This window comes from Mycolicibacterium gilvum (assembly GCF_900454025.1).
In the GTDB taxonomy this organism is placed as follows: domain Bacteria; phylum Actinomycetota; class Actinomycetes; order Mycobacteriales; family Mycobacteriaceae; genus Mycobacterium; species Mycobacterium gilvum.
In genome coordinates this window covers 3,310,605-3,333,665 of sequence record NZ_UGQM01000001.1, presented here as the reverse complement: position 1 = coordinate 3,333,665, position 23,061 = coordinate 3,310,605, and the positions used below count along the sequence as shown (strand labels likewise).

31 protein-coding genes and 2 pseudogenes are annotated in these 23,061 nt (G+C 66.6%); 19 read left to right on the top strand and 14 right to left on the bottom strand.

The annotated features are described in order from the left end of the window. Positions 1-246 precede the first annotated feature (246 nt). The gene (locus DYE23_RS15610) at positions 247-795 is read right to left on the bottom strand and encodes a type II toxin-antitoxin system VapC family toxin (RefSeq protein ID WP_115327586.1); all 549 of its coding nucleotides are present in this window, start codon (positions 793-795) and stop codon (positions 247-249) included. A gap of 209 nt (positions 796-1,004) precedes the next feature. On the opposite strand from DYE23_RS15610, the gene DYE23_RS31420 reads away from it, so the two are divergent. From DYE23_RS31420 to DYE23_RS31410, 3 genes and pseudogenes are all read left to right on the top strand, one after another. After that, positions 1,005-1,337, top strand: a complete 333-nt coding sequence (locus DYE23_RS31420) for a transposase (protein WP_011559034.1) — start codon at positions 1,005-1,007, stop codon at positions 1,335-1,337. Next, positions 1,334-1,588, top strand: a pseudogene (locus DYE23_RS31415) (IS3 family transposase); the annotation flags it as partial. The gene DYE23_RS31420 and the pseudogene DYE23_RS31415, both read left to right, overlap by 4 nt. A gap of 43 nt (positions 1,589-1,631) precedes the next feature. After that, on the top strand, positions 1,632-2,234 hold the full coding sequence (locus DYE23_RS31410; protein ID WP_272940061.1) for an IS3 family transposase: 603 nt from the start codon (positions 1,632-1,634) through the stop codon (positions 2,232-2,234). An 18-nt stretch (positions 2,235-2,252) separates the two neighbouring features. Here DYE23_RS31410 and DYE23_RS15595 read toward each other — a convergent pair whose 3' ends face one another. Next, complete coding sequence (locus DYE23_RS15595) at positions 2,253-2,378, bottom strand: type II toxin-antitoxin system Phd/YefM family antitoxin (RefSeq protein WP_115327585.1); 126 nt, start codon at positions 2,376-2,378, stop codon at positions 2,253-2,255. 470 nt (positions 2,379-2,848) lie between these two features. Next, on the bottom strand, positions 2,849-3,448 hold the full coding sequence (locus DYE23_RS15585) for a TetR/AcrR family transcriptional regulator (RefSeq protein ID WP_235660415.1): 600 nt from the start codon (positions 3,446-3,448) through the stop codon (positions 2,849-2,851). A 123-nt stretch (positions 3,449-3,571) separates the two neighbouring features. On the opposite strand from DYE23_RS15585, the gene DYE23_RS15580 reads away from it, so the two are divergent. The 6 genes from DYE23_RS15580 (at position 3,572) to DYE23_RS15555 (ending at position 8,909) form a co-directional block, all read left to right on the top strand. After that, positions 3,572-4,579, top strand: a complete 1,008-nt coding sequence (locus tag DYE23_RS15580) for an NAD(P)H-dependent amine dehydrogenase family protein (RefSeq protein ID WP_172527925.1) — start codon at positions 3,572-3,574, stop codon at positions 4,577-4,579. A gap of 119 nt (positions 4,580-4,698) precedes the next feature. Then, on the top strand, positions 4,699-5,250 hold the full coding sequence (locus tag DYE23_RS15575) for a YaeQ family protein (protein WP_115327583.1): 552 nt from the start codon (positions 4,699-4,701) through the stop codon (positions 5,248-5,250). 185 nt (positions 5,251-5,435) lie between these two features. Continuing rightward, on the top strand, positions 5,436-6,338 hold the full coding sequence (locus DYE23_RS15570; RefSeq protein ID WP_147292288.1) for an LLM class flavin-dependent oxidoreductase: 903 nt from the start codon (positions 5,436-5,438) through the stop codon (positions 6,336-6,338). Between the two features lie 36 nt (positions 6,339-6,374). Further along, positions 6,375-8,051: a GMC family oxidoreductase gene (locus DYE23_RS15565; protein WP_011894091.1), complete on the top strand. Its 1,677-nt coding sequence runs from the start codon at positions 6,375-6,377 to the stop codon at positions 8,049-8,051. 63 nt (positions 8,052-8,114) lie between these two features. Next, positions 8,115-8,264 (top strand): hypothetical protein, encoded by a 150-nt coding sequence (locus DYE23_RS15560; RefSeq protein ID WP_085981132.1) that lies wholly within the window; start codon positions 8,115-8,117, stop codon positions 8,262-8,264. Positions 8,265-8,342: 78 nt separating this feature from the next. Next, a complete protein-coding gene (locus DYE23_RS15555; RefSeq protein WP_115327581.1) occupies positions 8,343-8,909 on the top strand; it encodes a dihydrofolate reductase family protein in 567 nt (188 codons plus the stop codon). 20 nt (positions 8,910-8,929) lie between these two features. Here the strand turns inward: DYE23_RS15555 and DYE23_RS15550 are convergent, their stop codons facing one another. From DYE23_RS15550 to DYE23_RS15540, 3 genes are all read right to left on the bottom strand, one after another. Next, positions 8,930-9,394 (bottom strand): SRPBCC family protein, encoded by a 465-nt coding sequence (locus DYE23_RS15550; protein ID WP_011894093.1) that lies wholly within the window; start codon positions 9,392-9,394, stop codon positions 8,930-8,932. 63 nt (positions 9,395-9,457) lie between these two features. Further along, positions 9,458-9,946, bottom strand: coding sequence for an SRPBCC family protein (locus DYE23_RS15545; RefSeq protein ID WP_011894094.1), 489 nt, complete (start codon positions 9,944-9,946; stop codon positions 9,458-9,460). 12 nt (positions 9,947-9,958) lie between these two features. Then, positions 9,959-10,279, bottom strand: coding sequence for an ArsR/SmtB family transcription factor (locus DYE23_RS15540; RefSeq protein ID WP_013471590.1), 321 nt, complete (start codon positions 10,277-10,279; stop codon positions 9,959-9,961). Between the two features lie 100 nt (positions 10,280-10,379). On the opposite strand from DYE23_RS15540, the gene DYE23_RS15535 reads away from it, so the two are divergent. Next, positions 10,380-10,958, top strand: coding sequence for an FKBP-type peptidyl-prolyl cis-trans isomerase (locus DYE23_RS15535; protein ID WP_011894096.1), 579 nt, complete (start codon positions 10,380-10,382; stop codon positions 10,956-10,958). Here the strand turns inward: DYE23_RS15535 and DYE23_RS15530 are convergent. Continuing rightward, complete coding sequence (locus tag DYE23_RS15530; RefSeq protein WP_011894097.1) at positions 10,933-11,775, bottom strand: alpha/beta fold hydrolase; 843 nt, start codon at positions 11,773-11,775, stop codon at positions 10,933-10,935. The genes DYE23_RS15535 and DYE23_RS15530 overlap by 26 nt on opposite strands. A 74-nt stretch (positions 11,776-11,849) precedes the next feature. Here DYE23_RS15530 and DYE23_RS15525 point away from each other — a divergent pair, with 74 nt between their 5' ends. The 3 genes from DYE23_RS15525 to DYE23_RS30890 are packed head-to-tail and all read left to right on the top strand — an operon-like array spanning position 11,850 to position 13,609. Further along, complete coding sequence (locus DYE23_RS15525; RefSeq protein ID WP_099961686.1) at positions 11,850-12,431, top strand: TetR/AcrR family transcriptional regulator; 582 nt, start codon at positions 11,850-11,852, stop codon at positions 12,429-12,431. 29 nt (positions 12,432-12,460) lie between these two features. Then, positions 12,461-12,826, top strand: a complete 366-nt coding sequence (locus tag DYE23_RS15520; protein ID WP_011894099.1) for an Hsp15 family ribosome-associated heat shock protein — start codon at positions 12,461-12,463, stop codon at positions 12,824-12,826. Between the two features lie 6 nt (positions 12,827-12,832). Then, positions 12,833-13,609, top strand: coding sequence for a DUF6498-containing protein (locus DYE23_RS30890; RefSeq protein ID WP_172527785.1), 777 nt, complete (start codon positions 12,833-12,835; stop codon positions 13,607-13,609). Positions 13,610-13,613: 4 nt separating this feature from the next. Here DYE23_RS30890 and DYE23_RS15505 read toward each other — a convergent pair whose 3' ends face one another. Then, positions 13,614-13,859, bottom strand: a complete 246-nt coding sequence (locus DYE23_RS15505) for a hypothetical protein (protein ID WP_099961688.1) — start codon at positions 13,857-13,859, stop codon at positions 13,614-13,616. A gap of 177 nt (positions 13,860-14,036) precedes the next feature. On the opposite strand from DYE23_RS15505, the pseudogene DYE23_RS15500 reads away from it, so the two are divergent. After that, positions 14,037-14,992: pseudogene (locus DYE23_RS15500) on the top strand (alpha/beta hydrolase). 62 nt (positions 14,993-15,054) lie between these two features. Here DYE23_RS15500 and DYE23_RS15495 read toward each other — a convergent pair. Next, entirely contained in the window at positions 15,055-15,321 is a 267-nt protein-coding gene (locus DYE23_RS15495; protein ID WP_041800123.1) for a hypothetical protein, read from the bottom strand. A gap of 113 nt (positions 15,322-15,434) precedes the next feature. Between DYE23_RS15495 and DYE23_RS15490 the strand changes: the two genes are divergently transcribed. Next, the gene (locus DYE23_RS15490; RefSeq protein ID WP_011894103.1) at positions 15,435-15,785 is read left to right on the top strand and encodes a DUF3253 domain-containing protein; all 351 of its coding nucleotides are present in this window, start codon (positions 15,435-15,437) and stop codon (positions 15,783-15,785) included. A 10-nt stretch (positions 15,786-15,795) separates the two neighbouring features. After that, complete coding sequence (locus DYE23_RS15485) at positions 15,796-16,416, top strand: class I SAM-dependent methyltransferase (protein WP_115327578.1); 621 nt, start codon at positions 15,796-15,798, stop codon at positions 16,414-16,416. On the opposite strand, the gene DYE23_RS15480 is transcribed toward DYE23_RS15485, so the two are convergent. Both DYE23_RS15480 and DYE23_RS15475 read right to left on the bottom strand, forming a co-directional pair. After that, positions 16,324-16,707: a DUF4267 domain-containing protein gene (locus tag DYE23_RS15480; RefSeq protein ID WP_081437671.1), complete on the bottom strand. Its 384-nt coding sequence runs from the start codon at positions 16,705-16,707 to the stop codon at positions 16,324-16,326. The genes DYE23_RS15485 and DYE23_RS15480 overlap by 93 nt on opposite strands. A 53-nt stretch (positions 16,708-16,760) precedes the next feature. Further along, positions 16,761-17,273: a DinB family protein gene (locus DYE23_RS15475; RefSeq protein WP_011894105.1), complete on the bottom strand. Its 513-nt coding sequence runs from the start codon at positions 17,271-17,273 to the stop codon at positions 16,761-16,763. Positions 17,274-17,334: 61 nt separating this feature from the next. On the opposite strand from DYE23_RS15475, the gene DYE23_RS15470 reads away from it, so the two are divergent. Beyond that, entirely contained in the window at positions 17,335-18,894 is a 1,560-nt protein-coding gene (locus tag DYE23_RS15470; RefSeq protein ID WP_115328992.1) for a class I adenylate-forming enzyme family protein, read from the top strand. Here the strand turns inward: DYE23_RS15470 and DYE23_RS15465 are convergent. Then, positions 18,866-19,744: a TIGR03854 family LLM class F420-dependent oxidoreductase gene (locus DYE23_RS15465; RefSeq protein ID WP_115327577.1), complete on the bottom strand. Its 879-nt coding sequence runs from the start codon at positions 19,742-19,744 to the stop codon at positions 18,866-18,868. The two genes, DYE23_RS15470 and DYE23_RS15465, sit on opposite strands and share 29 nt — an antisense overlap. Positions 19,745-19,847: 103 nt before the next feature. On the opposite strand from DYE23_RS15465, the gene DYE23_RS15460 reads away from it, so the two are divergent. After that, the gene (locus tag DYE23_RS15460; RefSeq protein WP_011894108.1) at positions 19,848-20,600 is read left to right on the top strand and encodes an alpha/beta hydrolase family protein; all 753 of its coding nucleotides are present in this window, start codon (positions 19,848-19,850) and stop codon (positions 20,598-20,600) included. Positions 20,601-20,630: 30 nt separating this feature from the next. Here DYE23_RS15460 and DYE23_RS15455 read toward each other — a convergent pair whose 3' ends face one another. Then, positions 20,631-21,194, bottom strand: coding sequence for a hypothetical protein (locus tag DYE23_RS15455; RefSeq protein ID WP_115328991.1), 564 nt, complete (start codon positions 21,192-21,194; stop codon positions 20,631-20,633). A 121-nt stretch (positions 21,195-21,315) separates the two neighbouring features. Between DYE23_RS15455 and DYE23_RS15450 the strand changes: the two genes are divergently transcribed. After that, positions 21,316-21,924, top strand: a complete 609-nt coding sequence (locus DYE23_RS15450) for a YdcF family protein (RefSeq protein ID WP_011894110.1) — start codon at positions 21,316-21,318, stop codon at positions 21,922-21,924. A gap of 30 nt (positions 21,925-21,954) precedes the next feature. Here DYE23_RS15450 and DYE23_RS15445 read toward each other — a convergent pair whose 3' ends face one another. Continuing rightward, entirely contained in the window at positions 21,955-23,034 is a 1,080-nt protein-coding gene (locus DYE23_RS15445; RefSeq protein ID WP_235660413.1) for a PE-PPE domain-containing protein, read from the bottom strand. Between the last annotated feature and the right edge of the window lie 27 nt (positions 23,035-23,061).

Sequence of the window (23,061 nt, the reverse complement as noted above, 5' to 3'; positions counted from 1 at the left end):
TCACAGTGACGAATTGGACGGCTCACGCGGGACGTCGAAGGCGCGGAGTGTCCGCCGCTGTCAGGTAGTTCTGGACTGTCGATCGTGCGGTCCGATGCTGTCAGATAGTCATGGATACAGAGTCAACGCCATCGTTACACCGGCCGAAGAACCGCAGGTGCATGGGCAGGGACCTGGGCGGGTGTCGCTGTCAGATAGTTCTGGAACGGGGGGCGAGAAATCGGACAGCTACCAGGTTTTCCCGGATTACTCCCAACTAGTTCCGGATCGGACAAGTGAGGCGGTCGACATGACACGAGCCGCGTCTCCGCAGCTCACCGTTTTACCGATAAGCCACATTATGTCAACTCGTGTACGGCATAATGCGGTGCTACTCAACGCTTTCGAGCGTTGCCCCTTTCGGTGATGCGGGTGAGTAACTGACCGTAGTTCCAGTCGCGGGATTCCCGTGAAGTCGGCAGGGTTGCACGTGTACAGCGGCACTCCATGTGCGATTGCGGTGGCCGCGATGAGCGCGTCGTAGGCGCGCGCAGCCGGCTTGCGACCCGACGTGCGCAGCGCCGCCGCTACGGCTCCAAATGCCCGGGCGCAATCTCCATCGAACGGTAGGACGTCGAAATTCGCCACGGTCTGCTGCAGGTGCTGCTGCCGTGCACCGCGCTCAGCATCGTCGTTGGCGACGTGCGAACCTACGGACAGCTCAGCCAACGTGATCGCGTTGATCACCGATTGATCGGGAAGCTCGGCTGGGTCAGACAGCTGACCCAAGAGGATCACCGTCGAGGTATCCAGCATCCCCGGCTCTGGGTTTGCGTCACAGCGACGGGTCTATGAGATTGTCTATATCGCGCCGGAGGGCATCCGGGTTTACCGGCGGAAGATTCTTGCGGCGACGGATCAGTTCCGCAGGTCCTGCGCTCGAACGAGGCAACGGGACTTGACCCCGTGTGTTGGACACGCTCAATCCCAGGAATGTGCTGGGGGAAGCGAGATGATCCAACCCGATGGCAAGGAAAAATTACCCCGATGAGTTCAAGCGTGACGCGGTCGCGCTCTACCGGGACACCGAGGGCGCGACGATCGCCCAGATCGCTGCCGAGCTCGGTGTCAGCGAGGCCACGCTCTCGGCGTGGTGCAAGTCGGCCGGGGTGCCGATTCGGCACCGCCGCGGTGTCGTAGTGGCCGAGCCTGTGCCAGGGGCCGAGAGCCCTGAGCAGGAGCTGGCCCGCCTCCGCAGTGAGGTCAAGGCGTTACGCGCCACCGAGGCGCGGTTGTCCACCGAGCGTGACATCTTGCGGTCGGCGGCCAAATATTTCGCCGGGGAGACGAACTGGTGAGCCGCTTTCAGTTTGTCGCCGACCACCTGCACGCCTTCGAGGTGAAGTGGCTCTGCGCAGTCGTCGAGGTTGCGCGTTCGTCGTTCTACGCGTGGTTGGCCGGTGCTGACGGACGAGCGGCCCGTCGGGCTGCTGACGAGGCGCTGGCCGAGCGTATCCGCGCCGTCCACGACGAGGACAACACCTACGGGGCGCCGCGGATCACCGCCGAGCTCAACGACGGTGCGCCCGAGGGGCAGCGGGTCAACCACAAGCGGGTGGCTCGGGTGATGCGCGGCGCCGGGATCGCCGGTTATCGACGCCGACGTCGGGTCAAGACGACCGTGGCGGACCCGGCGAACCAGAAGGTCCCCGACCTGCTCAAACGGGATTTCACCGCCGCGCAGGTCAACACCCGGTTACGTCGGCGACATCACCTACTTGCCATTGGCGACCGGCGCCAACCTGTACCTGGCCACCGTGATCGACTGCTGTTCACGGCGGGTCGCCGGGTGGGCGATCGCCGATCACATGCGCACCGAACTGGTCATCGATGCGCTCAAAGCCGCTGCTGCACTGCGGGGTTCACTGGCTGGTGCAATATTCCATGCAGATCATGGAAGTCAGTACACCTCACGGGATTTCGCGAATCTCTGCCGCGATCTGGGGGTCGTCCAGTCGATGGGTGCGGTGGGGTCAAGTGCCGATAACGCGTTGGCCGAATCGTTCAACGCCGCCCTCAAGCGCGAGATTCTGCAAGACCGTAACTGCTGGCCGGACGCGGCGATCTGCCGCCGTGAGGTCTTTCGGTGGCTGGCCCGCTACAACACCACACGACGGCACTCCTACTGCCGTCATTCCAGCCCCGCGACCTACGAAAGGAACCTGACACCGGCTACGCTGCCCGAAGCCGCATAACCACAAATCCCGTGTCCACTACATGGGGGCAAGGCCCAACGGCCGTAGCTCAGCAACAGGGGTCCCGTCCCGAGTAATGACGATGCGCTCGCCATGCTCGACACGGCGCAGAACGTCTCCTCCACTGTTGCTCAATTCGCGCACCGTGACGGCATCCACGTACGCAGTGTATCGCCGGTGAGACGTCAAAGCAGCGAACCAATCGTTCACCGTTGCGCACGCGAGAATATGCAGCGTTACCGGTAAGTTGCGCCCTATTACGCTGCTCCCCAACTGTTTTCATCCGGCGACAGCGATCTACGCAGCGCTTGGTCGATGGCCTGCATCTTCTGGACCAATCATTTGACGCGGACATTGGCGCAACCAGCCAGGTCGACAGAGGCGGTTGATCTGACTGGACGACTACGACGTAGCGGGATCTGGACTGCTCGTGGCCGCCGCCCCCCCGCGGCGCATGCGGCCGAAAGACCTCACCACGCACGCAGCGTTCTCCATATCGCGCAGCACACGTGCCGCCGCGCTGGTGTCGATGAGGTGCCGGGCGGGCAACGCCATAGGTCACCACGTTGATCAGCATCGGTCATCTCCCCCAGGTCGATGCGCTCCCCTGGACTCTACGTTTTCCGCACACCGCGCATCAGGGCGTCGAGGATGCCGTTGAAGACCTTGATGGTTTCATCAACTGTCTTGGCGCGATTGAAAATTCGGTACAACATGGCGCCGATGAGCGCTTCCGTGACCGCTTCGACGTCGGTGTCTGCTCTGATTTCGCCGCCCGCTGCGGCCGCGTGAAGTCTGCGCAGCAGGGCGTCACGGTGCGGTCCGGCAAGTTGAAGGTCGAGTGCCTCTCTATCGCCGGCGTCATCTGCTGAAGCGACCGCCAGCGCTCGGCTGAGGGCGGCGTTACGTTCCACACCGAAGTATCGTGCTTGTCCGAGCAGCCACTCCCTCAGATCGGCTTCGACGTCACCGGTATCTGGCAATAACAGCGGACTCTGCTGCCCGTAAGCATTCATCACCGCTTCGGCGACCAGAGGTGCCTTCGAGGCCCAGCGGCGATACAGGCTGTGCTTCCCGACTCCGGCGGCAGTGGCAACGCGGTCCATCGACACCTCGGAATAGCCGCCGGTAACCAGGATGTCGCACACCGCGTCGAGGATCGCGTCATGGGTGGCCTGACTGCGAGGCCTTCCGCGGCGATTCACTTCTTCCATCCCGTCAGCTTAAGCGGTACATTCCCATTAACGGCACAAGCTGTGCCGAAACATCGAGTGAGGATTCCGGTGAAAAAGCTGCGCGTCATCCAATGGACCACAGGCAAGGTCGGCAAGCTGAGCATGCGAGGGATCCTGGATGACCCCCGGCTCGAACTGGTCGGGGTCTACGCCTACTCGGCCGAGAAAGCGGGCGCCGACGCCGGACCGCTGTGCGGCAGGCCGGAAACCGGTGTGCGTGCCACGACGGACATCGACGCGCTCATCGCGTTGAACGCCGACACCGTCCTCTACACGCCGTTCATGGCCGACCTGGACCACGCGGTTCGGTTGCTGGAGAGCGGCCTTGACGTCATCAGCACGAACCTGTTCCTCAACGTCGGCGGAATCCAAGGCGAGACAAGAGATAAGCTCGCCGCGGCATGTGAACGAGGGAACAGCTCGCTGTACATCACCGGCGTCAACCCCGGCTGGATCAACACCATGGTGACGGCGATGACCGCCGTGTGCCGAGATGTGCAGAAGGTGTCGATAGTCGAATCGGCAGATGTCTCCGTCTACGAGTCGGCGGAAACGTGGCAGGCGCTGGGGATGGGACAGCCCGAGGTGACGCCTGAAGTCGCCGGTCTGGCCGAGTTCGGATTCACCACTTTCGCCGAGTCGGTCCAGCGTATGGCGTTAGCTCTCGGGTTCGACGTGGATGAGATGGAGTTCGTCGTCGAGCATCAGACGGCCTCGGAGAGAGTCGATCTCGGGTGGTTCTGCATGGAGAAGGACACCATCGCGGCAATCCGTGGCGGATGGAACGCAAAAGTCAAGGGCAAGACGGTCATCGAGTCGCGCGTGGCGTGGTACCTGACCGACAAACTCAACGGCGGCTGGGTGTTCGACGACGACCACTACCACGTCGTCATTGCCGGCGAGCCGGAGGTGCAGACCCGTATTCGGTTCGTTCCCCCGGAACACTGGGGCAACCACGAATGGGACACCATGACCGCGATGCCGGCGGTCAACGCAGCCCACAACGTAGCTGCGGCACCCGCAGGCATCCTGACGCTGCAGGACGTAGGGCTACCGTGCGCCCCCGCAGAACCCTGGGAAAGTGAGCGCCGCAACGCACCGATTGGCTGAGCTGTGGAGCACGCGGTGCCTCCGCGAACCATCGACGACTGCGCCGGCCGCTGACGGATCGAACGCCACGTTGCCAGTAAGCTACGCGGAGTTCATCAGGCGAATCAGAGAGGTTCGACGTGGCCCTTTCTGCGACGGTGTTCAAAGTCGAACTCGGCATCTCCGATGTCGATCACGGTTACTACTCCGACCACGCGCTGACCGTGGCCCGTCATCCGAGCGAGACCGACGAGCGGATGGTGGTGCGATTGCTGGCATTTGGATTGCGCGCCCACCGGCTCGACGAAGTCGACGGTGAGTTGGCGTTCGGGGCGGGCCTGTCCACCCCGGGCGTACCGGACTTGCGGCTCGCGGACTACACGGGCCGGATCCTGGAGTGGATCAGCGTCGGCCAGCCCGATGAACGGGCATTGGGCAAAGCGGCCGGCCAGGCCGACCAGGTACTGCTGTTCCCCTTCGCCGCCGGCGTGGCCACATGGTGGCGCACCGTGGGGCCCAAAGTGGCCAAGCTGCCGAATCTGTCTGTGCTGCAGATACCCCACGCACCGATGCAGCAACTGGCCCAGGCCGTCGATCGACGGGTGTCGGCTCAGGTGATGGTGATGGAAGGTCAGGTGACGATGACCGTGGGTGGTAGTGACGCCACGTTCACGCCTGAGACTCTGGAGTGAACGCCGGAGCACCGCCCGTCAGCGCCGCATCCGCAGCAGACGAGCAGGTGCCCCGCAGCGTCTACCCCCCGCGCGAGTCACCGTTTCCCACTGGGTGGTCCGTCGGTCACGGCTCGGCGAATACGTCTGATGAACTTGGGATCAAGGGCGGGGTTACGTTCACCCGAGAAAGGGATGTGAACCTGGTGCACATCAGTATGGGACTGCCGACCCTCTTTCCGCACGGGCGCGAGACGGAACTTGCCTGGTACCGGAAGATCGACGAAGGGCCGTGGGACGGACTCGTCACCTACGAACGACTGCTCTATCCACACAGTTGGTCAGTGGTCCCGCAACTCGCCGCCGCGGCAGCGGTGACCGAGCGCGTGCGCCTGTGGACCGATGTCGTCACACTCCCGATGCGGAACCCGGTCATGTTCGCCAAAGACATGGCAACCATCGACGTGCTGTCCGGAGGGCGCCTGACGCTCGGAGTGGGCATCGGCGCCTGGGATGAGGACTACGTCGCGGCAGGCAGTCCGACCGACCGGAAACGTCAGCGCATGGACGCCGCGGTCGCGACGATGCGCAAGGTGTGGGCACAGGAGCCCCCCGTCGAAGGACACCACCCCGTAGGGCCCACGCCGGTGCAGGCTGCGGGTATCCCTCTCCTCGCCGGCGTGGTCGGGCCGAAGGCGCTCGCGCGGGCCGCGAAATGGGCTGTCGGCGTGAGTGATCCGGCGAACTCACTCCACTTCGATGCCGAGAATTTGGCTGCACAGCGTGAGCGCGTGGCGCAGGCTTGGCAGGCAGCCGGCAGGACGGACAAACCGCACTTCTCCACCCCGATCTGGTTTGCGCTCGGTCCAGACCCGGAGACCCAGCTCCGAGACCATGTACGAGAGTTCTGGGACCAGGAAGTCGTCGCCACCGGACCGGCCGGCTCCTACCTCACGGATGCGACCACAGGCATGCTCAACTTCGGGCCGTCTGCGCTCCTCACGGCTGTGAACGGCGCGCGCGAAGCGGGCCTCGACGAGCTCAGGCTCATCCCGACAACCGCCGATCCCGACGAAATAGATCGCGCCCGCGACGTCCTCGGCATCTGATAGGGCTGCAGTCCTGTCATCGCGCACACTGGCCCTGTGCCCGAATACGACTACATCATCGTGGGTGCAGGCAGCGCAGGCTGCCTGCTCGCCAACCGGCTCAGCGCCGACCCCGATCACCGGGTGCTCCTGATCGAAGCCGGCGGTAAGGACGACTGGTTCTGGATCAAGGTGCCGGTCGGTTACCTGTACACGATTGCCAACCCTCGCACCGACTGGTGCTACACCACCGAGCCCGACCCCGGTCTCGCCGGCCGCAGCATCCTCTACGCGCGCGGGCGCGTCGTGGGCGGCAGCTCGTCGATCAACGCGATGATCCACATGCGTGGCCAAGCCAGCGATTACGAACTGTGGGCGCAGGCCACCGGTGACGAGCGGTGGCTCTGGGGTGGCCCGGACCGTCCGGGCGACACACTCGCGATCTACAAGGATCTGGAGGACTACTTCGGCGGAGCCGACGACTGGCACGGCGCGCGCGGTGAGATCCGGGTCGAGCGGCCGCGGGTGCGCTGGAAGATCCTGGACGCCTGGCAGGCCGCCGCTGCGGAATCGGGCATCGCGCCGATCGACGAGTTCAACCGCGGCGACAACTCCGGCAGCGCCTACTTCCACGTCAATCAACGCCGGGGCCGGCGATGGTCGATGGCCGACGCCTTTCTGCACCCTGTCGCCCACCGCCCGAATCTCACCGTCTACACGCAGACCCAGGCTCTGCGGCTGTTGACCGACGACCAGGTTCGCGACGATCAGCGTTGCGGTGCCTGGACCACCGCAACGCACCGCGCCACCGGCCTCCGCGTGCTCAAAGACGGACAGATCGTCGACGTCCGAGCGCGTCGGGAGGTGATCCTGAGCGCAGGAGCCATCGGTTCCCCGCACCTGATGCAGGTGTCGGGTCTCGGCCCGGCCGAGCTGCTGGCCCGGCACGACGTGCCGGTGACCGTGGATCTACCCGGGGTCGGTGAGAACCTCCAGGACCATCTGCAGCTGCGTACCGTCTACCGCGTCCGGGGCGCGCGCACCGTCAACACCCTGTACCGCAACTGGATCACCCGGGCGGGCATGGGAATTCAGTATCTCCTGCTGCGTTCGGGACCCCTGACGATGCCGCCGTCCACGCTGGGGGCATTCGCCAAGAGCGACCCCGTCCTGGCCAGCCCTGATCTGGAATGGCATGTGCAGCCGTTGTCTCTGACGAAGTTCGGCGAACCCCTGCACCCGTACGGAGCCATCACGCCGTCGGTCTGCAATCTGCGACCCACCTCGCGAGGCCATGTGCGTCTGGCGGACGCAGATCCGCTGACCCACCCGAAGATCTTCTGCAACTACCTGTCCACGGACGCCGACCGCGACATCGCCGTGCGCGGCCTCCGGATGACGCGAAAGATCATGGCGTCACCTGTGCTGGCCCGCTACCGCCCGGAAGAGATGCTTCCCGGCCCGCATCTGGTGAGCGACGACGACCTGCAGGCCGCGGCCCGGGAACTGGGGACGACCATCTTTCACCCCGTGGGGACCTGCGCGATGGGCGCTTTTGACGCGCGCGGTCTGCCGCGGTCGGCCACCACGGTCCTCGACACCGACTGTCGCGTTTTTCGCGTCGCCGGCCTTCGAGTCGTCGACGCGTCGGCGATGCCCACGATCACCTCCGGCAACACCAACGCCCCTGTGATGCTGATCGCCGAGCGTGCGGCGCGGGCCATCCTGCACTGAGTTTCCGGTATCGGGCGCGCGGTCTCACGCACCGGTGGTTGACCGCAGGCGGACAATTGACCTATGTCCACTGCGTTCTGGATCCTCATCGCCGTGCTCGCCGTCGGCACGCTTGCCGGCGGACTGATGCGGATGCGGGCCTGGCTCCAGAAGCCGGCCCCGCCCGAGGTGATCGAGGCGGCGCGCCGCCGCGAGGAAGAAAGCGACGACTGACGGATCCTGTCGGGAAGCACTCCCCCTCGCTCGCGCGGCGTCGCGATGAGTGCCGCTCGCCGCGGCAGTCTGAAGAGCATGGGAAAACTCATCTATGGCTTCAACGTGTCGGTCGACGGGTACATCGCCGACGCCCGAGGCAGCATCGACTGGTCGGATCCGAACGATGAAGTTCACCAGTATTGGAACGATTTCGAACGGGATACCGCCCTGGCGTTCTACGGGCGACGGCTCTATGACCTGATGTCGGACTACTGGCCGACCGCCGACGAGGACCCGGACGCCACCCCGCTGATCGTCGATTTCGCCCGCATCTGGCGTGACATGCCCAAGGTCGTGTTCTCGCGCACCCTGGAGTCCGTCGACTGGAACTCCCGGCTGGAACGCGGCGACCCGGTGGAGGTCGTCACGAAGCTGAAGGCCGAGACCGGCGGTCAGCTCGAGGTGGCGGGTGCGACCCTGGCCGCGCCGATCGTGCAAGCCGGGCTCGTCGACGAATACCGCATCGTCGTCTCGCCCGTCGCCGTCGGCGGCGGACTCCCGTTCTTCCCGAATCTGCCGTCGTGGATCTCGTTGCGACTGCTGGAGAATCGCACCTTCCCCGGCGGCACGGTCCTACTGCGCTACGAAGCCCGACGCGACTGATCGGCGACGGGCCGGCCCCGTCAGGACGAGACCGCGGCAGCCAACCGGGCGAGCGTGTCGGACAGCTGGTCCTTGCTGACCAGCGGGAACTTCACCTTTTCGAGAAGCTTCTTGTCGGTCACCTTCGACCAGTCATAGGTGTGGCGCACCAGCGTCTCGCCAGGACCCTGAGACTCCAGCTCCCACAACCACTCCCAGCCCGGAGGTTCGGTGCCCGCAGGCGCCGTCTGCCAGGCGAGCAGCTTGTCCTTCGCGTAACCCGTCACATGGTTGTCGGTCTTGTACTCACCGCCCATGTGGTCGCCCTGCATGTTCATCGTGAACACCTCACCGACCTTCTGGATGCGATCGGCGTGATCGACGCTGCGCACGAAACCCGATCCGTCGAGCTCCTGGTGGCGCTCGGGATTGGACAGCACATCGAAGATGGCATCGACGGGGGCGGTGATGGTTCGTTCGACAGTGACCTTCGTTTCGTCGCTCATCCCTCCACAGTGCCGAAGCTTCCCTGATCCGGCAACGTCGTCGCCCCCCGACGTCGTGTGCGGTTACTGCGCGAGGAGCTTGTCGAGCTTGTCGAGCTGCGCCTTGTAACCCCACTTCATGCCGAAGGCCGCCAGCTTCGCCTTGGGCCCGATCTTGGTGATCGTGACGTGCAGCCGCACCGTCGTCGTGCCGTCCGATTCGCTCAGGGTGACGTCGTTGGTGTGGTGGATGGTGGAGCCCTCTTCTTCGCCCACTGTCCACGAACGCGCGTCATAGGTCAGGCCCGACGTCGCCTCGACGCGGGTGAAGGTGCCTGCCATGGGCCAGCGTGTGCCCTGGTACTTGCCCATCTCCGCGCCGGCCTCCATGACGATGTAGATCTCGCCACCGACACGCAGGTCGACTCGGCACTCGGGGACCAGCGTCTTCTCCGGTCCCCACCACTGCCGCAGCATTTCGGGATCCGTCCACGCGCGCCACACCGTGTCGATCGGTGCGGGGTAGGTCCGCTCGAAGTTGAGCTTCTTGGGCTTCAGCAGTTGCAGGAGCACGACAATCTCCGATCAGTCGTTGTCATCAGTGATGGAGTCGAGGAATGTGCCGAGGGAATCCATGCGGACCTCCCACAGCGTCTCGAAGGACTCGGTCCACTGGGCGATCTGTTCAAACGGTTCGGGGATGAGGTGGTAGATCCGCTTGCGGGCCAACGCCTCAACGCTGACGATGCCCGAATCCCCAAGAACCCGAAGGTGTTTGCTCACCTGGGGTTGGCGGATCTCGAGCTTCTCGGCGATCTCCCCTACCGACAGCGGGCCGGTACGCAGCAGTTCGACCATGCGGAGACGGCTCGGCTCACCGAGTGCCGCGAAGACCGACGACTGCATACCGCCGAACCTAGATGCCTGACATATTCCTGTCAAGGAATATGTTGTACCGCGTGTGCCCGCTGCCACTCCCGGTCCACGGATCGGTAGCGTGGCGTCGATGAAGTCCCTACGCCTGTCCTCTTCCGTCGCGCTCGCAGCCGGCGCGCTCGCTCTGACCGCCTGTGGTTCCGGAGTCGTCCCGTCCTCGGATGCCCAACCGCCCGCGCCCGCCGCCTCCGCGTGCCCGACTGCGCTGCCGGACAGCGATGCCGCCCCGGAGTGGACGCTGCCCGGAACGACGGGAAGCGTCGCGGTCACCGGGTCCACCGACACCGCTGCGCCACTGGTCAGGGTCGAGTCGCCGTTCACCGTGGCCGAGACGCAGGTGAGCACGCTGCAGGCCGGCGACGGTCCCGTGGTCTCCCCCACCGCCACCGTGTCCGTCTGCTACCAGGGCGTGAACGGGCGCGATGGATCGATTTTCGACAGCAGCTACCAGCGCGGGGCCCCCGTGGACTTCCCGCTCGACGGCGTCATCCCGGGCTTCCAGAAAGCCATCGCCGGACAGAACGTGGGTTCGACCGTCGCGGTCGCGATGACGTCTGCCGACGGCTATCCGCAGGGGCAGCCGGGTGCCGGAATCCTGCCCGGGGACTCCCTGATCTTCGCGATCAAGATTCTCGGGGCGACAGACTGACGAAGTCCCGCAGCGCCTGCGCCATCGCGGCGGGTTGGTCCTCCGGGATCAACGTCCAGGAGTCGTCGACGACGATCTTGGTGGCGTCGGGATAGAGCTCGACGAGCCGGTCGGCATGCTCGAGGGGCATCATCCGGTCTTCGCGCGCCCAGATGACCAGCACCGGCCGATCGAAAGTCCGCATCTGCTCCGACATCTCCAGCAGTCGGGCCCGCGGTGGCGCGCCGGTCGCGAACTTCACCAGGTCGCGGCGGATCGCCGGGTTCTCGACGGCCGGCGCGAACCATGCGTCGAACAGTTCGTCGGGCAAGCCCGACTTCGCCATCGCGCCGTAGGCGCGCCGGCTGTGGCGAAAGAACCTGGTGCCGAGCATCCTGCTCAACACCCAGCCTCCACCGGGCATGCGACACAGCAGCGCGGCGGGACGCGCCGGTTCGGGCGGGTAGTTGTCGAAAGCCGTCACCGACGCCAGCACCATGCGGCCGATGCGCTTGTCGCGCCCCTCGGAGATCATGAACTGGCCGCCGCCCCAGTCGTTGAGGACCAGGGTCACGTCATCGAGGTCCAGCGCGTCGAGGAAGTCGGCCAGGATGTTCGCCATCCCGGTCTCGGTCAGGTCGGCGTCGTGGCGCATCGGCGAGGTGTGCGCGCCCATCGGCAATGTCGGTGTAATGCAGCGATATTCGGGTAGCTGGGGCAGGACCTTGCGCCACTGCCTACCGTCCATCAACAACCCGTGACCGAACACCATCACCGGTCCGTCGCCTCCGGTGTCTTCATAGGCGATCGTGCCGGACGGCACCCCTACTGTCGACATGGAGCCTCCTAGATAGATCGTTCTATTGAGGCGAACGATATGCTGTCTGCAACCCCTGCGCAAGGAGGAGATCGATGACGGAGCCGACGACCCGGGACAGGATCCTCGACGCAGCGGCGGAGCTGTACCGGCGACAGGGGATGTCGGCCACCGGGCTCAAACAGATCTCTGCTGCGGCGCGTGCTCCGTTCGGTTCGATCTACCACCACTTCCCCGGCGGCAAGGAGGCCATCAGCGCCGAGGTCATCCGCAGCGAAGGCATCCGTTACGCCGCGTTCGTCGGCGCGCAGTTGGCGGACATCAACCCCGCGAACGGCATCGAGGCGGTCTTCGCGAGCGCCGCCGAACTGCTCGAATCGCAGGACTACAGCGAGGCCTGCTCGATCGAGACGATCGCCCTGGAGGTGGCGAGCACCAATGAGCGGCTCCGAGGCGAGGCCGCCGAAGTGTTCGAGACGTGGCTGCACCAGCTCGCCGGCTGGTTCGGGCAACTCGACATCGGCGACGAGCAGAGTCGTCGGCTGGCGACGGTGATGCTCACAGCTCTGGAGGGGGCATTCGTGCTGTGCCGCACGCTGCGGTCGGTGGAGCCGATGCTGATCGCCGGCCACGGCGTCCAGGCCGCGGTGCACGCTGTCCTCGCATGCGCTCAGTGACCGGCGCCTCCGCAGTCCATGATGGAGCCATGGAATCCACCCGTGTCGATCGGTGGCTCTGGGCGGTCCGGCTGACCAAGACGCGTCCCGACGCCGCGTCGGCGTGCCGGGGCGGCCAGGTGAAGGTCAACGGTCGGCAGGCCAAGCCGTCGACGATGGTGTCTCCGGGCGACGAGGTTTGCGCCCGCGTCGGTGACACCACCCGCATCGTCCAGGTCTCCCGGATCATCCAGAAGCGGGTCGGTGCCGCCGACGCGGTCACCTGCTATCTGGACCGGACTCCCCCACCGCCGCCGACGGCAGCCGTGCCCGTCGCGGTCCGCGATCGCGGCGCGGGCCGGCCCACCAAACGGGACCGGCGGCTGCTCGACAAATGGCTCGCGCAACAGGGCTGACAGCGCGTGGTAGGTCTCACCCACCTGGTGGCCGCGCTGGCCGTCGTCGGTATCCCGTTCCTCGGATGGTTCGTCGATGGCTGGTCCGGTGCGACGACCTTGCTTGTGTACTGGTTCGAGACGCTCGCTGGGTCGCTGTTCGTCGCCGCCCGAATCCTGGTCCACCGGCGCGTGAACCCGCGGCGCGGACATTTCCGCTACGAAGCGGCCAGCACGAATCGGCACAGTCCCTCGAGCTCGTCATTTCTCGCGGGCTTCTTGATGACGTCGCTGGTGTTCACTGCTGCGCACGGTGTCTTCCTCGCCGTGATCATCTTTCTGCTCGGGCGCAACGCTCAGCCTGAACTTGCCGAGATCGACTGGCGCAGTGTGGGTTACGCGTGTCTGATGGTGCTGGGGATCTTGAGCGTGGATTGTGTGGTCGACATCTCCACCGTGCGGCGGTGGTCGTTCTGGCAGATCGAGCAGACCGCGCAGCGGGGTTTCAGCCGGGTCATCGTCGTGCACCTGACGCTGATCTTCGGACTGTTCGGCGTCGCGATCTCCGGCGCGTCCAGTGCGCTGTTCGGGGTGTTCGTCGTCCTGAAAAGCCTTGCTGCGCTGAGCTTCGTCCTTCCCCAGTGGGAGCCTGCGACTCCGCCCCGCTGGCTCAGCCGGGCGATGAACAGGGTGCCGAACGTGCATCCGGGGAAACGGTTCGAGGACTTCTGGGCCAAGGATCGCGCCGACGAACGAGCGCGCCGGGAGCGCAACGAAGAGCCCTGGTCGGTGGGGCGTCGCTGACGCGCTACCCGCCCAACTCGTTGACGGCGGTGTCGAGCGCGGCTGCCTGTGCCTCAAGCCGGTCCTCACTCGACCGCGAGCCGACCCGGTCGAGCAGCTCGCTGCGTGAGATGACCTCGAGCGCGCCACGGAAGGCCTCGTCGGATTTCTGGTCCGCGGTGATGACCTCCACACGCCCTTCCACCAGCACGAGAGCCGAGTCTTCGTCACCGTCGAGCAGCCGGCGCAGGTCCTGCGTTGAGATCGTCATCGGCACCGGATGCCCATCCCGTGCGACTTCACACCCGACGCACCCGGCGTCGGTCCGTAACGGCGAATCGTCACATGACGAAGTAACACGTGCGGCACACCGGTAGCGGGGAACCTGTGCGCGGCAACCAGGCACGCGCGTCCGGCGGACGCGCTCAAGAAGAACAGGTGCGATCACATGAATCTGATGCGAATCGTCGTTCGACGACTCGGCACCGCCGCGGTGACGGCGCTGCTGGTCTGCGGTCTCATCACCGTGACGGGAGGAGCGACCGCAGGCGCCTACTCGCGCCCCGGTCTGCCGGTGGAGACACTGATGGTGCCCTCGGCCGCGATGGGGCGCGACATCCCGGTGAAGTTCCAGGGTGGGGGCCCAGAGCGGTGTACCTGCTCGACGGACTGCGGGCACGCGACGACAACAGCGGCTGGGACATCGAAACCGCCGCATTCGAGACCTTCTTCGAGTCGGGACTGTCCGTGGTGATGCCGGTGGGCGGCATGTCCAGCTTCTACACGAACTGGCAGGGCCCCGCCGTCGGCAACGGAGGCACGCACAACTACCAGTGGGAAACGTTCCTGACCTCGGAGCTGCCCGCCTACCTGGCGGCGAACAAGGGCATCTCCCCCAGCGGAAACGCCGTGGTGGGTCTGTCGATGTCCGGCAGTGCGGCGCTGATCATGGCCGCCTACCACCCCGGTCAGTTCAGCTACGCGGGATCACTCTCGGGTTACCTGAACCTGTCGGAAGGGGTGTGGCCGCTGCTCGTCGGCATCGCGATGCGCGACGCGGGCGGGTTCAGCGCGACCTCGATGTGGGGTCTGGGCGGCAGTGCGGCGTGGAAGCGCAACGACCCGACCGTCAACGTCGGCAAGCTGGTCGCCAACGGCACCAGGATCTGGGTGTACTGCGGCACCGGCCGGCCCGGAGAACTCGGTGGCGGCGGCGACGTCCCCGGACAGCTCCTCGAGGCCATCACCCTGGACAGCAACCGTGAATTCCAGCGGCAGTACCAGAGCGCTGGTGGCGGCAACGGCGTGTTCAACTTCCCGCCGAACGGCACTCACGGATGGGGTTACTGGGGTTCGCAGCTCAACGCCATGAAGCCCGACATCCAACGGGTCCTCGGCGCCTGACGGCCAATGGACGAGGCCACCGCAGACCAGAGGTCTGCGGTGGCCTTCGTTCGGTCGCGGGGTCAGTAGGTCGGAACGAACACGCCGTTCAACCAGACGCCCCAATGCTGCCAACCCTCGTCCCAGACCTGCGGCTGGCCGTTGGCCCACAGCGGATCGACCGGCTTCGGCGGCGCACCCGCCGGTGCCTGGCCCACGTTCGGTCCGGCGGGCGGGGCCGGCGGCGGCGTCCAGCCCGGCTGGGCGGACGCGGTCGACGCGACGCCGATGGCGCCCGCGGTCAGACCGCCCAACACCGCTGCGCTGGCAAGAACCTGGTTCAACTTCATCGTCAGACTCCAATCCGGGGTGAGACTCGAAATTCGTTGAGTACATCTACGAAGTTGACCGGGAGCCACCGTCGGTAAACCCCCGAATCTGTGGTCTGCTGCACACTGGTCCCATGCCGGCGCCGCTGCACTCCGAACTGACCCGGATCGCCGCCGGAGACGGGCGGGCCGCGACCGCGGCCCGCACCGCACTCGGTGAGGGGCCCACGGGCGAGCGTCTCGCAGCCGCCCTCCGCGCGCTCGCCACGCACCGCGGACCCGGCAGCAGCACCTGCCCGTCGGATGCGGCACGGGCGGTCGGCGGGTCCGGATGGCGAGAGCTGATGGATGAGGCCCGCGAGATCAGCCGGCGGCTCGCAATATCGGGCGAGGTCGAGATCACCCAGGGCGGCGAAGTGATCGACCCCGACGGCGATTGGCGCGGACCTATCAGGATCCGAATCGTCCGGGATTGCGCCGAGTAGGCTGCACGCCGTGGCCGACGCCGACCGGGAGCACTGGGACCGGCGCTACACGGCCCGGGACCGCACGCTCGCCGGCCACGCAGCACTACCGGCGGTCTTCGCGTCCCACTCCGACCTCTTCCCCACTGCCGGATATGCCATCGAACTCGCCTGCGGGACCGGCGCCGCGGCCGTCTGGCTGGCACGGCGCGGACTGCGGGTGTGGGCGTGCGACATCTCGCCGGTGGCTGTCGCGGCGGCGACCGAACGTGCCCGCCTCGACGGACAATCGGAACGGTGCACGTTCGAAGTGGTCGACCTCGACCACGGCATCCCCGGTGTCGGTCCTGCAGATGTGGTGCTGTGCAGCATGTTCCGCGACCCACGGCTCGACGCCGCACTCGTCGAACGGCTTGCGCCGGGTGGGCTGCTCGCGGTGAGCGCGCTCAGTGAGGTCGGTGCCGCACCGGGACGGTTCCGGGCGGGTCCGGGCGAACTGCTGCGGGCCTTCGGCGCGGTGGACGTGATCGAACACGGCGAGGCCGACGGCCAGGCCTGGCTACTGGGGCGTCGGCGCGGGCTTCCTCAGCGCGCCCCACAGGCCCACCGTAATCCCGACGATCGCCCCGCCCATCCCGACGAGCTTCTGTGACTGCCCCAGCTGATCGTGCACACTCAGCCCGCCGACGAGATCCGATACGTCGGCACCGCCGGAGGCGAGGAACCACCCGCGGGTGTCCCGGCCCCGCATCGCCGCGGCGATCAGCAGGCCGCCGATCAGAGCGTCGCGGTATCCCATCGACCGCAGAAGCAACCTCGCCGTCGGCGGCGGATCCCCGGAATCACCCCATAACCTGTTGGCGCGCAACGGATCAACCAGAAACTGGACCCCCGACGCCAGGCGGATACCACCGACCACCAGGGCTGCACGATCGACCGCCATGGCGGGTACCCTACGTGGATCATTCAGCGCGCGTTGCGCTTTCGACAACACGATCAGATGCCGGTGACACCGTCGACCCGTTCCCGGATCAGATCGGCATGACCGTTGTGCCTGGCGTACTCGCCGATCATGTGCAGATAGATCCAGCGCAGGGACACCTCGGCGCCGTGAAACGGGCGGGTGTCGTCCAGCGCGAAGCGAGCACATATCGCGCGCGCCGCGTCGATCTCGCGTTGCCAGGTCTCCTCCGCCTCGGCGAAGCCGACGTCGTCGAGTAGCTCGAAACCACCGTCGTGGCCGGAGGTGTCGGACGCGCGACCGTATATCGGCGGCGCGTTCTCGCCGGCCAGAACGCGACGGAACCAGTTGCGTTCCACTTCGGCCATGTGTTGCACGAGACCCTGCAGCGTCAACGGTGACGGCGGCACCGACATCAGCCGCAGCTGTGCGTCGTCCAGACCCTCGCATTTGAGCAGAAGCGTGTGTCGCTGGAAGTCCAGCCATGCCTCGATCGTCGTCCGTTCATCACCGGTCATCGGCGGTGTCGCGCGTTCCAGTCCCGTCACGTCCGCCGATCCTGCCACCCGAATGCGACATCGACGGTCCGTGATCGGAGAAGATCACACCGTGGACCACACCCCTCTCACAGTGCCCGCCCTGCTGACCGACGCCGTCCGGCGGTTCGGCGAGCGGACCTACGTCGTGACCCCCGGCGGCACACCGGACACCCGACTGACCTACGCCGACGCGGAGGCACAGTCGGCGGACAAGGCGCGTTGGCTGCTCGCGAACGGCGCCGGCAAGGGCACCAGGGTGGGACTGTTCTTCGCCAACGACACCGAGTGGGTGACCTGGTGGCTGGCGGTCTCGCGTATCGGCGCCCTCGCCGTGCCGTTGAGCACGCTCTACCGGCCCGCCGAGATCGCCAAAGTCCTCAGGCTCGCCGATGTCGCCCTGCTGGTCGCCCCGAACCGGGTGCTCGACATCGACGTCGCGCAGCGTCTCGAAGCGGCGCTACCGGGCCTGGAGGGCCACCGCACCCCGCACCTGCAGATCGCGGCGGCACCCTACCTGCGTTCGATCGCGATCACCGGGCACAGCGACGCGCCGTGGGCCACCGCCGTCGACGGTGCGCAGACCGTCTCGTCCGACATCCTGCTCGCGGCGCAGAAGCAGGTCTTCCCCGGTGACCTCGCGATCATGGTGCACACCTCGGGGTCGACCGCCGATCCCAAGGGCGTGTTGCACACCCACGGGACCCTGGTCCGGCAGACCTCCACGTGGCCCGCCGCGATCAGGGCCGTCACCGGCTCCCCCGCCGATCCGGTCATCCTGTCGGCCATGCCCTTCTTCTGGATCGGCGGAGTGCTCGCCGCGATGGGGGCCCTGCACGAACCGATCACACTTCTGGTGATGCCTCGTCTGGACGCCGCCACCGCGCTGGATCTCGTGGAAGCCGAGCGGGCCACCGGAATCGTGGGCTGGCCCGCGTTCACCCAGCGGATGCGTGAGCACCCCAGTTTTCCGCGACGCGACCTGTCGTCGGTGCCGATGTTGCGCAGCGGGCCACTCGACATCGCCATGACGGACGTGCCCGACGGATTTCCGGTGCACCGCACGATGACCGAGACCGCAGGCGGATTCGCCTACACCGAGATGAAGATCGTCGACGCCGACGGCGCACCCGTCGACGACGGCACGGTCGGCGAGTTGTGGGTGCGCGGCGTCGGGGTGATGGCGGGATACAACAAGCGGGAACGCAGCGATACCTTCGACGCCGACGGCTGGTATCACACCGGGGACCGTGTCTACCGCAGCGCCGGCGATCCCCGCCTGTTCTATGTCGGTCGCACCACCGAGCTGATCAAGACCTCGGGCGCCAACGTGTCGCCGTTGGAGGTCGAAGCGGTGATCGAGAGCTTCGACGAGGTCGCTCAATGCGTCGTCGTCGGGATCGACCATGTCGAACGGGGCGAGGAGGTCTGCGCGGTTCTCGTTCCGAGCGGTGACACCGTCGACACCGCCACATTGGCCGAGCGAACCCGGGAGTTGTTGTCGCCGTTCAAGGTGCCGACCCGGTGGATCCCCGTCGACAGCGCTCGCATACCCACGCTGCCCAGCGGAAAACTGAACCGGAAAGCGTTGCGGGAGTGGGTGATCAGTTCTCCCGCGGCAGGATTTCGGTGACGAACGCGTCGAGAAAGGCATCGATGGAGCCGCGTCCTGCGGGCCGGATCACGAACTTCGTCAGCCCGGCGTCGATGTACCGGTCGAGCCGGCGGTGCAGCTGCGCCCAGTCGCGGGCCACCAGCTCCTCAGGGTCAAGATCGGGCCGCCGCGTGCGGATCGCCGCGATCACCGGCGCCGGTAGATCGCCGTCACCGACGGCCAGATTGATCCCGTAGTGATCCTCGGGTACTTCACGACCCGCCGCTTCGGCAAAGGCCCGGATCGTGCGCACGGCGTCGCGGGCTTCGTCGGGCGTGACGAAACTGCCCAACCATCCGTCGCCGAGCTCACCGATCCGGCGGTATCCCGCCCGGCTCGATCCTCCGAGCCAGATATCAAGGTGGGAAGCAGGTTTGGGGAGTACCTCGACATCACGCACCGAGAAGAACTCACCCGAGAAAGTGGTCGGGCCTTCGAGGGAGGCGCGCAGCAACCTCAGCGACTCGTCGAAGACCGCCCCTCGCCGTCCGGCGGGCACGACGAACGCCTCGCGTTCGGCGGGCATCGCCGACCGCAGCCCGAACACCGGCAGCACCCTCTTCGGGGCCAGCGCCGCCAGCGACGCGAGCTGTTTGGCGACCAGAACCGGGTGGCGCCCCGGCAAGACGGCCACCGAGGTGCCGACCTTGAGCCTGCTGGTCCGCCCCAGCGCATGGGCCATCCCGACGAACGGCTCGACCGCCGGCGAATAGACCAGCTCGGAAAGCCACAGTGAGTCCACACCGGTGCTTTCCAGCCGGTCGACGACGGCCGGGAGTTCAGGGGGCGCGACCTCGGCCCCGAGACCGACTCCGAAGCGGATCTTCACCGTGTGGCCCTCCTAGCGTCGCTTCTGACGCTACGCAACGCGCGATTGACCTCGTGCACGACTGCCGGGTGTCCCTCGCGGATCGCGATGACAGGATGGGCGGGTGGCAGAACGCGTCGACTTCCCCAGTAGCAGTGGTCCCACGCTGGCCGGTCTGATCGACCTCCCCGAGGGTGAGACCCGGGGGTGGGGCGTGTTCGCCCACGGTTTCACCCTCGGCAAGGACAGCCCCGCGGCAAGCCGGATCTGTAAGCAGCTCGCGTCCGAGGGAATCGGAATGCTGCGATTCGACAACCTCGGACTCGGTGATTCCGAGGGTGACTGGGGCGACGGCTCGTTCTCCCACAAGGTCGCCGACACCGTCCGGGCCGTGGAGTTCATGACCGAGCGCGGCCACGACGTACGCCTGCTCGTCGGGCATTCGTTCGGCGGCGCGGCGGTGTTCTCCGCCGCACACGGATGCCCGTCGGTGGCTGCGGTGGCCAGCATCGGCGCGCCGTTCGAGCCCAGCCACGTCGAGCGCAACTACGACGCACTGCTCAGCCGGATCGAGTCCGACGGTGAGGCGTCGTTCCGGGTGGGCGGTAAGGCGCTGACCCTGCGCAAGCACTTCATCGACGACGTCCGATCCGCGGATCTGCGGGAGTGCATCACGACGCTGCGGCGGGCGCTGCTGGTCATGCACTCGCCGACCGACAACACCGTCGGCATCGACAACGCCAGCGACATCTTCCAGACGGCGCGGCACCCGCGCAGTTTCGTGTCGTTGGAGGGTGCCGATCACCTGCTCACGGGGAAGAACCAGGCGGCGCGCGCAGCCCGGATCATCAGCGCGTGGGCTGACCCCTATCTGTAGGAGGCGGGCCACACGTCCCGGTGCGAGCTGTCAGCCTTCCTCTCCGCCTCCGACCTCGGCGGGCAGCGGCGGCGGCAACGACGTGGACGGAGTGGCGGTCCGGCTCGACGGCACCGGTGTGGACGTGGGGGTTGTCGTGGGCGCCGACGTGGAATCGGACTCCGTCTGGGTTCCCGCGGTGCCGGCGCGATGGAAGTCCACCATCTCTTCGTCGCGGATCACCTTCTCCCCCATGCTGACAACCAGTGCGTCGGACGAAGCCATGTATTCGACGCCGTCCCTGACGGCGGTGAATGCGCCGTCGGAGGACTGCGACGCCGGCGCGATCAGCCGGGCACCGTCGCGGACCCGCACGCCCCGGTACTGGTAGGCGCCGTCGGCGTCCACGCAGATCGCGACCCGGGACGTCGCGGTGCTGCCGAACACGACCACGCTCGCGGGTTCCGAACAGCGGGCCGTCGAATCGACATAGCCCTGGCTGTCGTAGGCAGGGGCGGACGCCGCCGGTGGCGCGACGGCTACGAACAGCGCCGCCGAACAGCAGGCGGCCCCGGCGATGGCGATGCGGTACGAAGATGATCTGTGGGAGGACATCACCTTCCACCAGACCACGCAGCCACGGCCGGCGCCAATGCGAACCCGCGATGATCACGCATCGTTGGCGCTTCGAGACCCGACCGTAATGAGTTGCGCTCTTGCGGCGATGAACCGGTTGATGACTCAACGATCCGGCTCACGTCGAGGCACGGCGGCGCGCTGCGCGGCCGTGCTCGCTGCGTTCGTCGTCTCATGTGCCGTGCCGCTCGGTGGGTCCACCGCCGCGACCGCGCACGCCGCACCGCCGATCGTGGCCAAGGACTTCTCCAAACCCGCGATCGTGATCCTGGGCTACGGCCTCAAACCCGACGGCACGATGCGCCTGATCCTGCACACCCGGGTGCTGGCCGGACTCGCCGTCGCGCAGATGTTCCCGCAGGCCCCGATCATCGTGACGGGTGGAAACCCTCGCAACGGTAATACCGAGGCCGAACAGATGGGCAAGATGCTGCGGCTCTACGGCACTCCCCGCGAACGCATCATCCTCGAGGAACGGGCCAACAGCACCGTGCAGAACGCGGCGTTCTCGGTGCCGCTGGCCGAGCAGGCGGGTGCGTCGGGCATCATCCTGGTCACGTCGTCCTCGCATCAGGACCGTGCCGACGGGATCTTCGCCGACGCCGGAGGCAACGTGCTCGCGACCGTGAGTTTCCCCGACAACAACCCGTCGACCAACATCGCGCAATTCGTGCGCGACGTGATGAGCCCGTTCATCGCGATCACCTAGCCGGGCCGCGGTCCGTCGATGGTCGGGCGGCTACTCGCCCGGGTCGCCCCGGTCCTCGCTCGCATCGGGCTTCGCGGAGTCCGAAGAGGCGTCGGAATCAGCGGCATCCGTGGACGATTTGCCGGCATCCTCTGACGAATCGGCGGGACCCGTCGACGCATCCCCGGTGCCCGTGGGGTCGGAGTCCGCGGACGCGTCGTCGTCCAATTCGATTGCCGCCGAATCATCCCCGGCCTCGATATCGACCTCGGCATCGGCCTCGATCTCGACCTCGGTCGTGTTGTCGATCTCGGCCGTGTTGTCGATCTCGGGATCGATGTCGTTCTCGACCGCGGTGCTGATGCGCGTCGACAGGGTCGCCGTGGATCGCCCGCGGGTCGCCAGCGCCTGCTGGAGTACCTCGGCGTGGTCCTCCTCGTCCACCAGGTCGGGGTAGTCGCGGTCGTAGGCCGAATCGATGATCTCTTTGAGCGGCGCGTTGAGTTGGTCGGCGAGCGCGCCCAGCCCGAGGTTGCGCAGCGGCTCCAGCAGCGGAAGATTCTCCCGCCGGATCAGGACGTAGGTGGTGTTCCCCTCGACCCAGACCAGCTTCTCCGCGGTGTCGAGATCGAGCTCGTTGTACCCCGGGACGTGCACGTACTGGAACCCGGCCAGCGCATTGGCGAAGGCCAACAGATTCAGCGGATTCGCGGGAAAGTCTGCCGCGCCGTCGTATTCGACCGCGATGTCGAGGACCTTGTAGTCGCTGGTCGGCGTCGAGTCGCCGATGTCGTAGTGGGGCCTGATGCCGCCGTACTGGCGGTGCGGATTGGCGACCATCACGAACGACAACTGGCGGGGTGAGGGCGCGTCGGCTTCACCGGCGTTCTCCCTGATCCACAGACCGGAGATCGTCGCCCCCTGCGAGAAGCCGAGCACAGTCGTCGGGCCCGAGGCCGCGGTGACGGCGGAAGTGAGCGCGCGCAGCCCGTCCTGTTCTCCGCCCTCGGACTGGTCGGAGTTGTAGCGCACCGGCGTGCACGAGTTTCCCGAGTTCTGCGAGCAGAACCGGCCGCCGAACATCTCGTCCATGTCCCACTTGATCGTCCCGCCGAACGTGTACCCGGTCACCGTGAGGACATTTGCTGCCAACGCTAC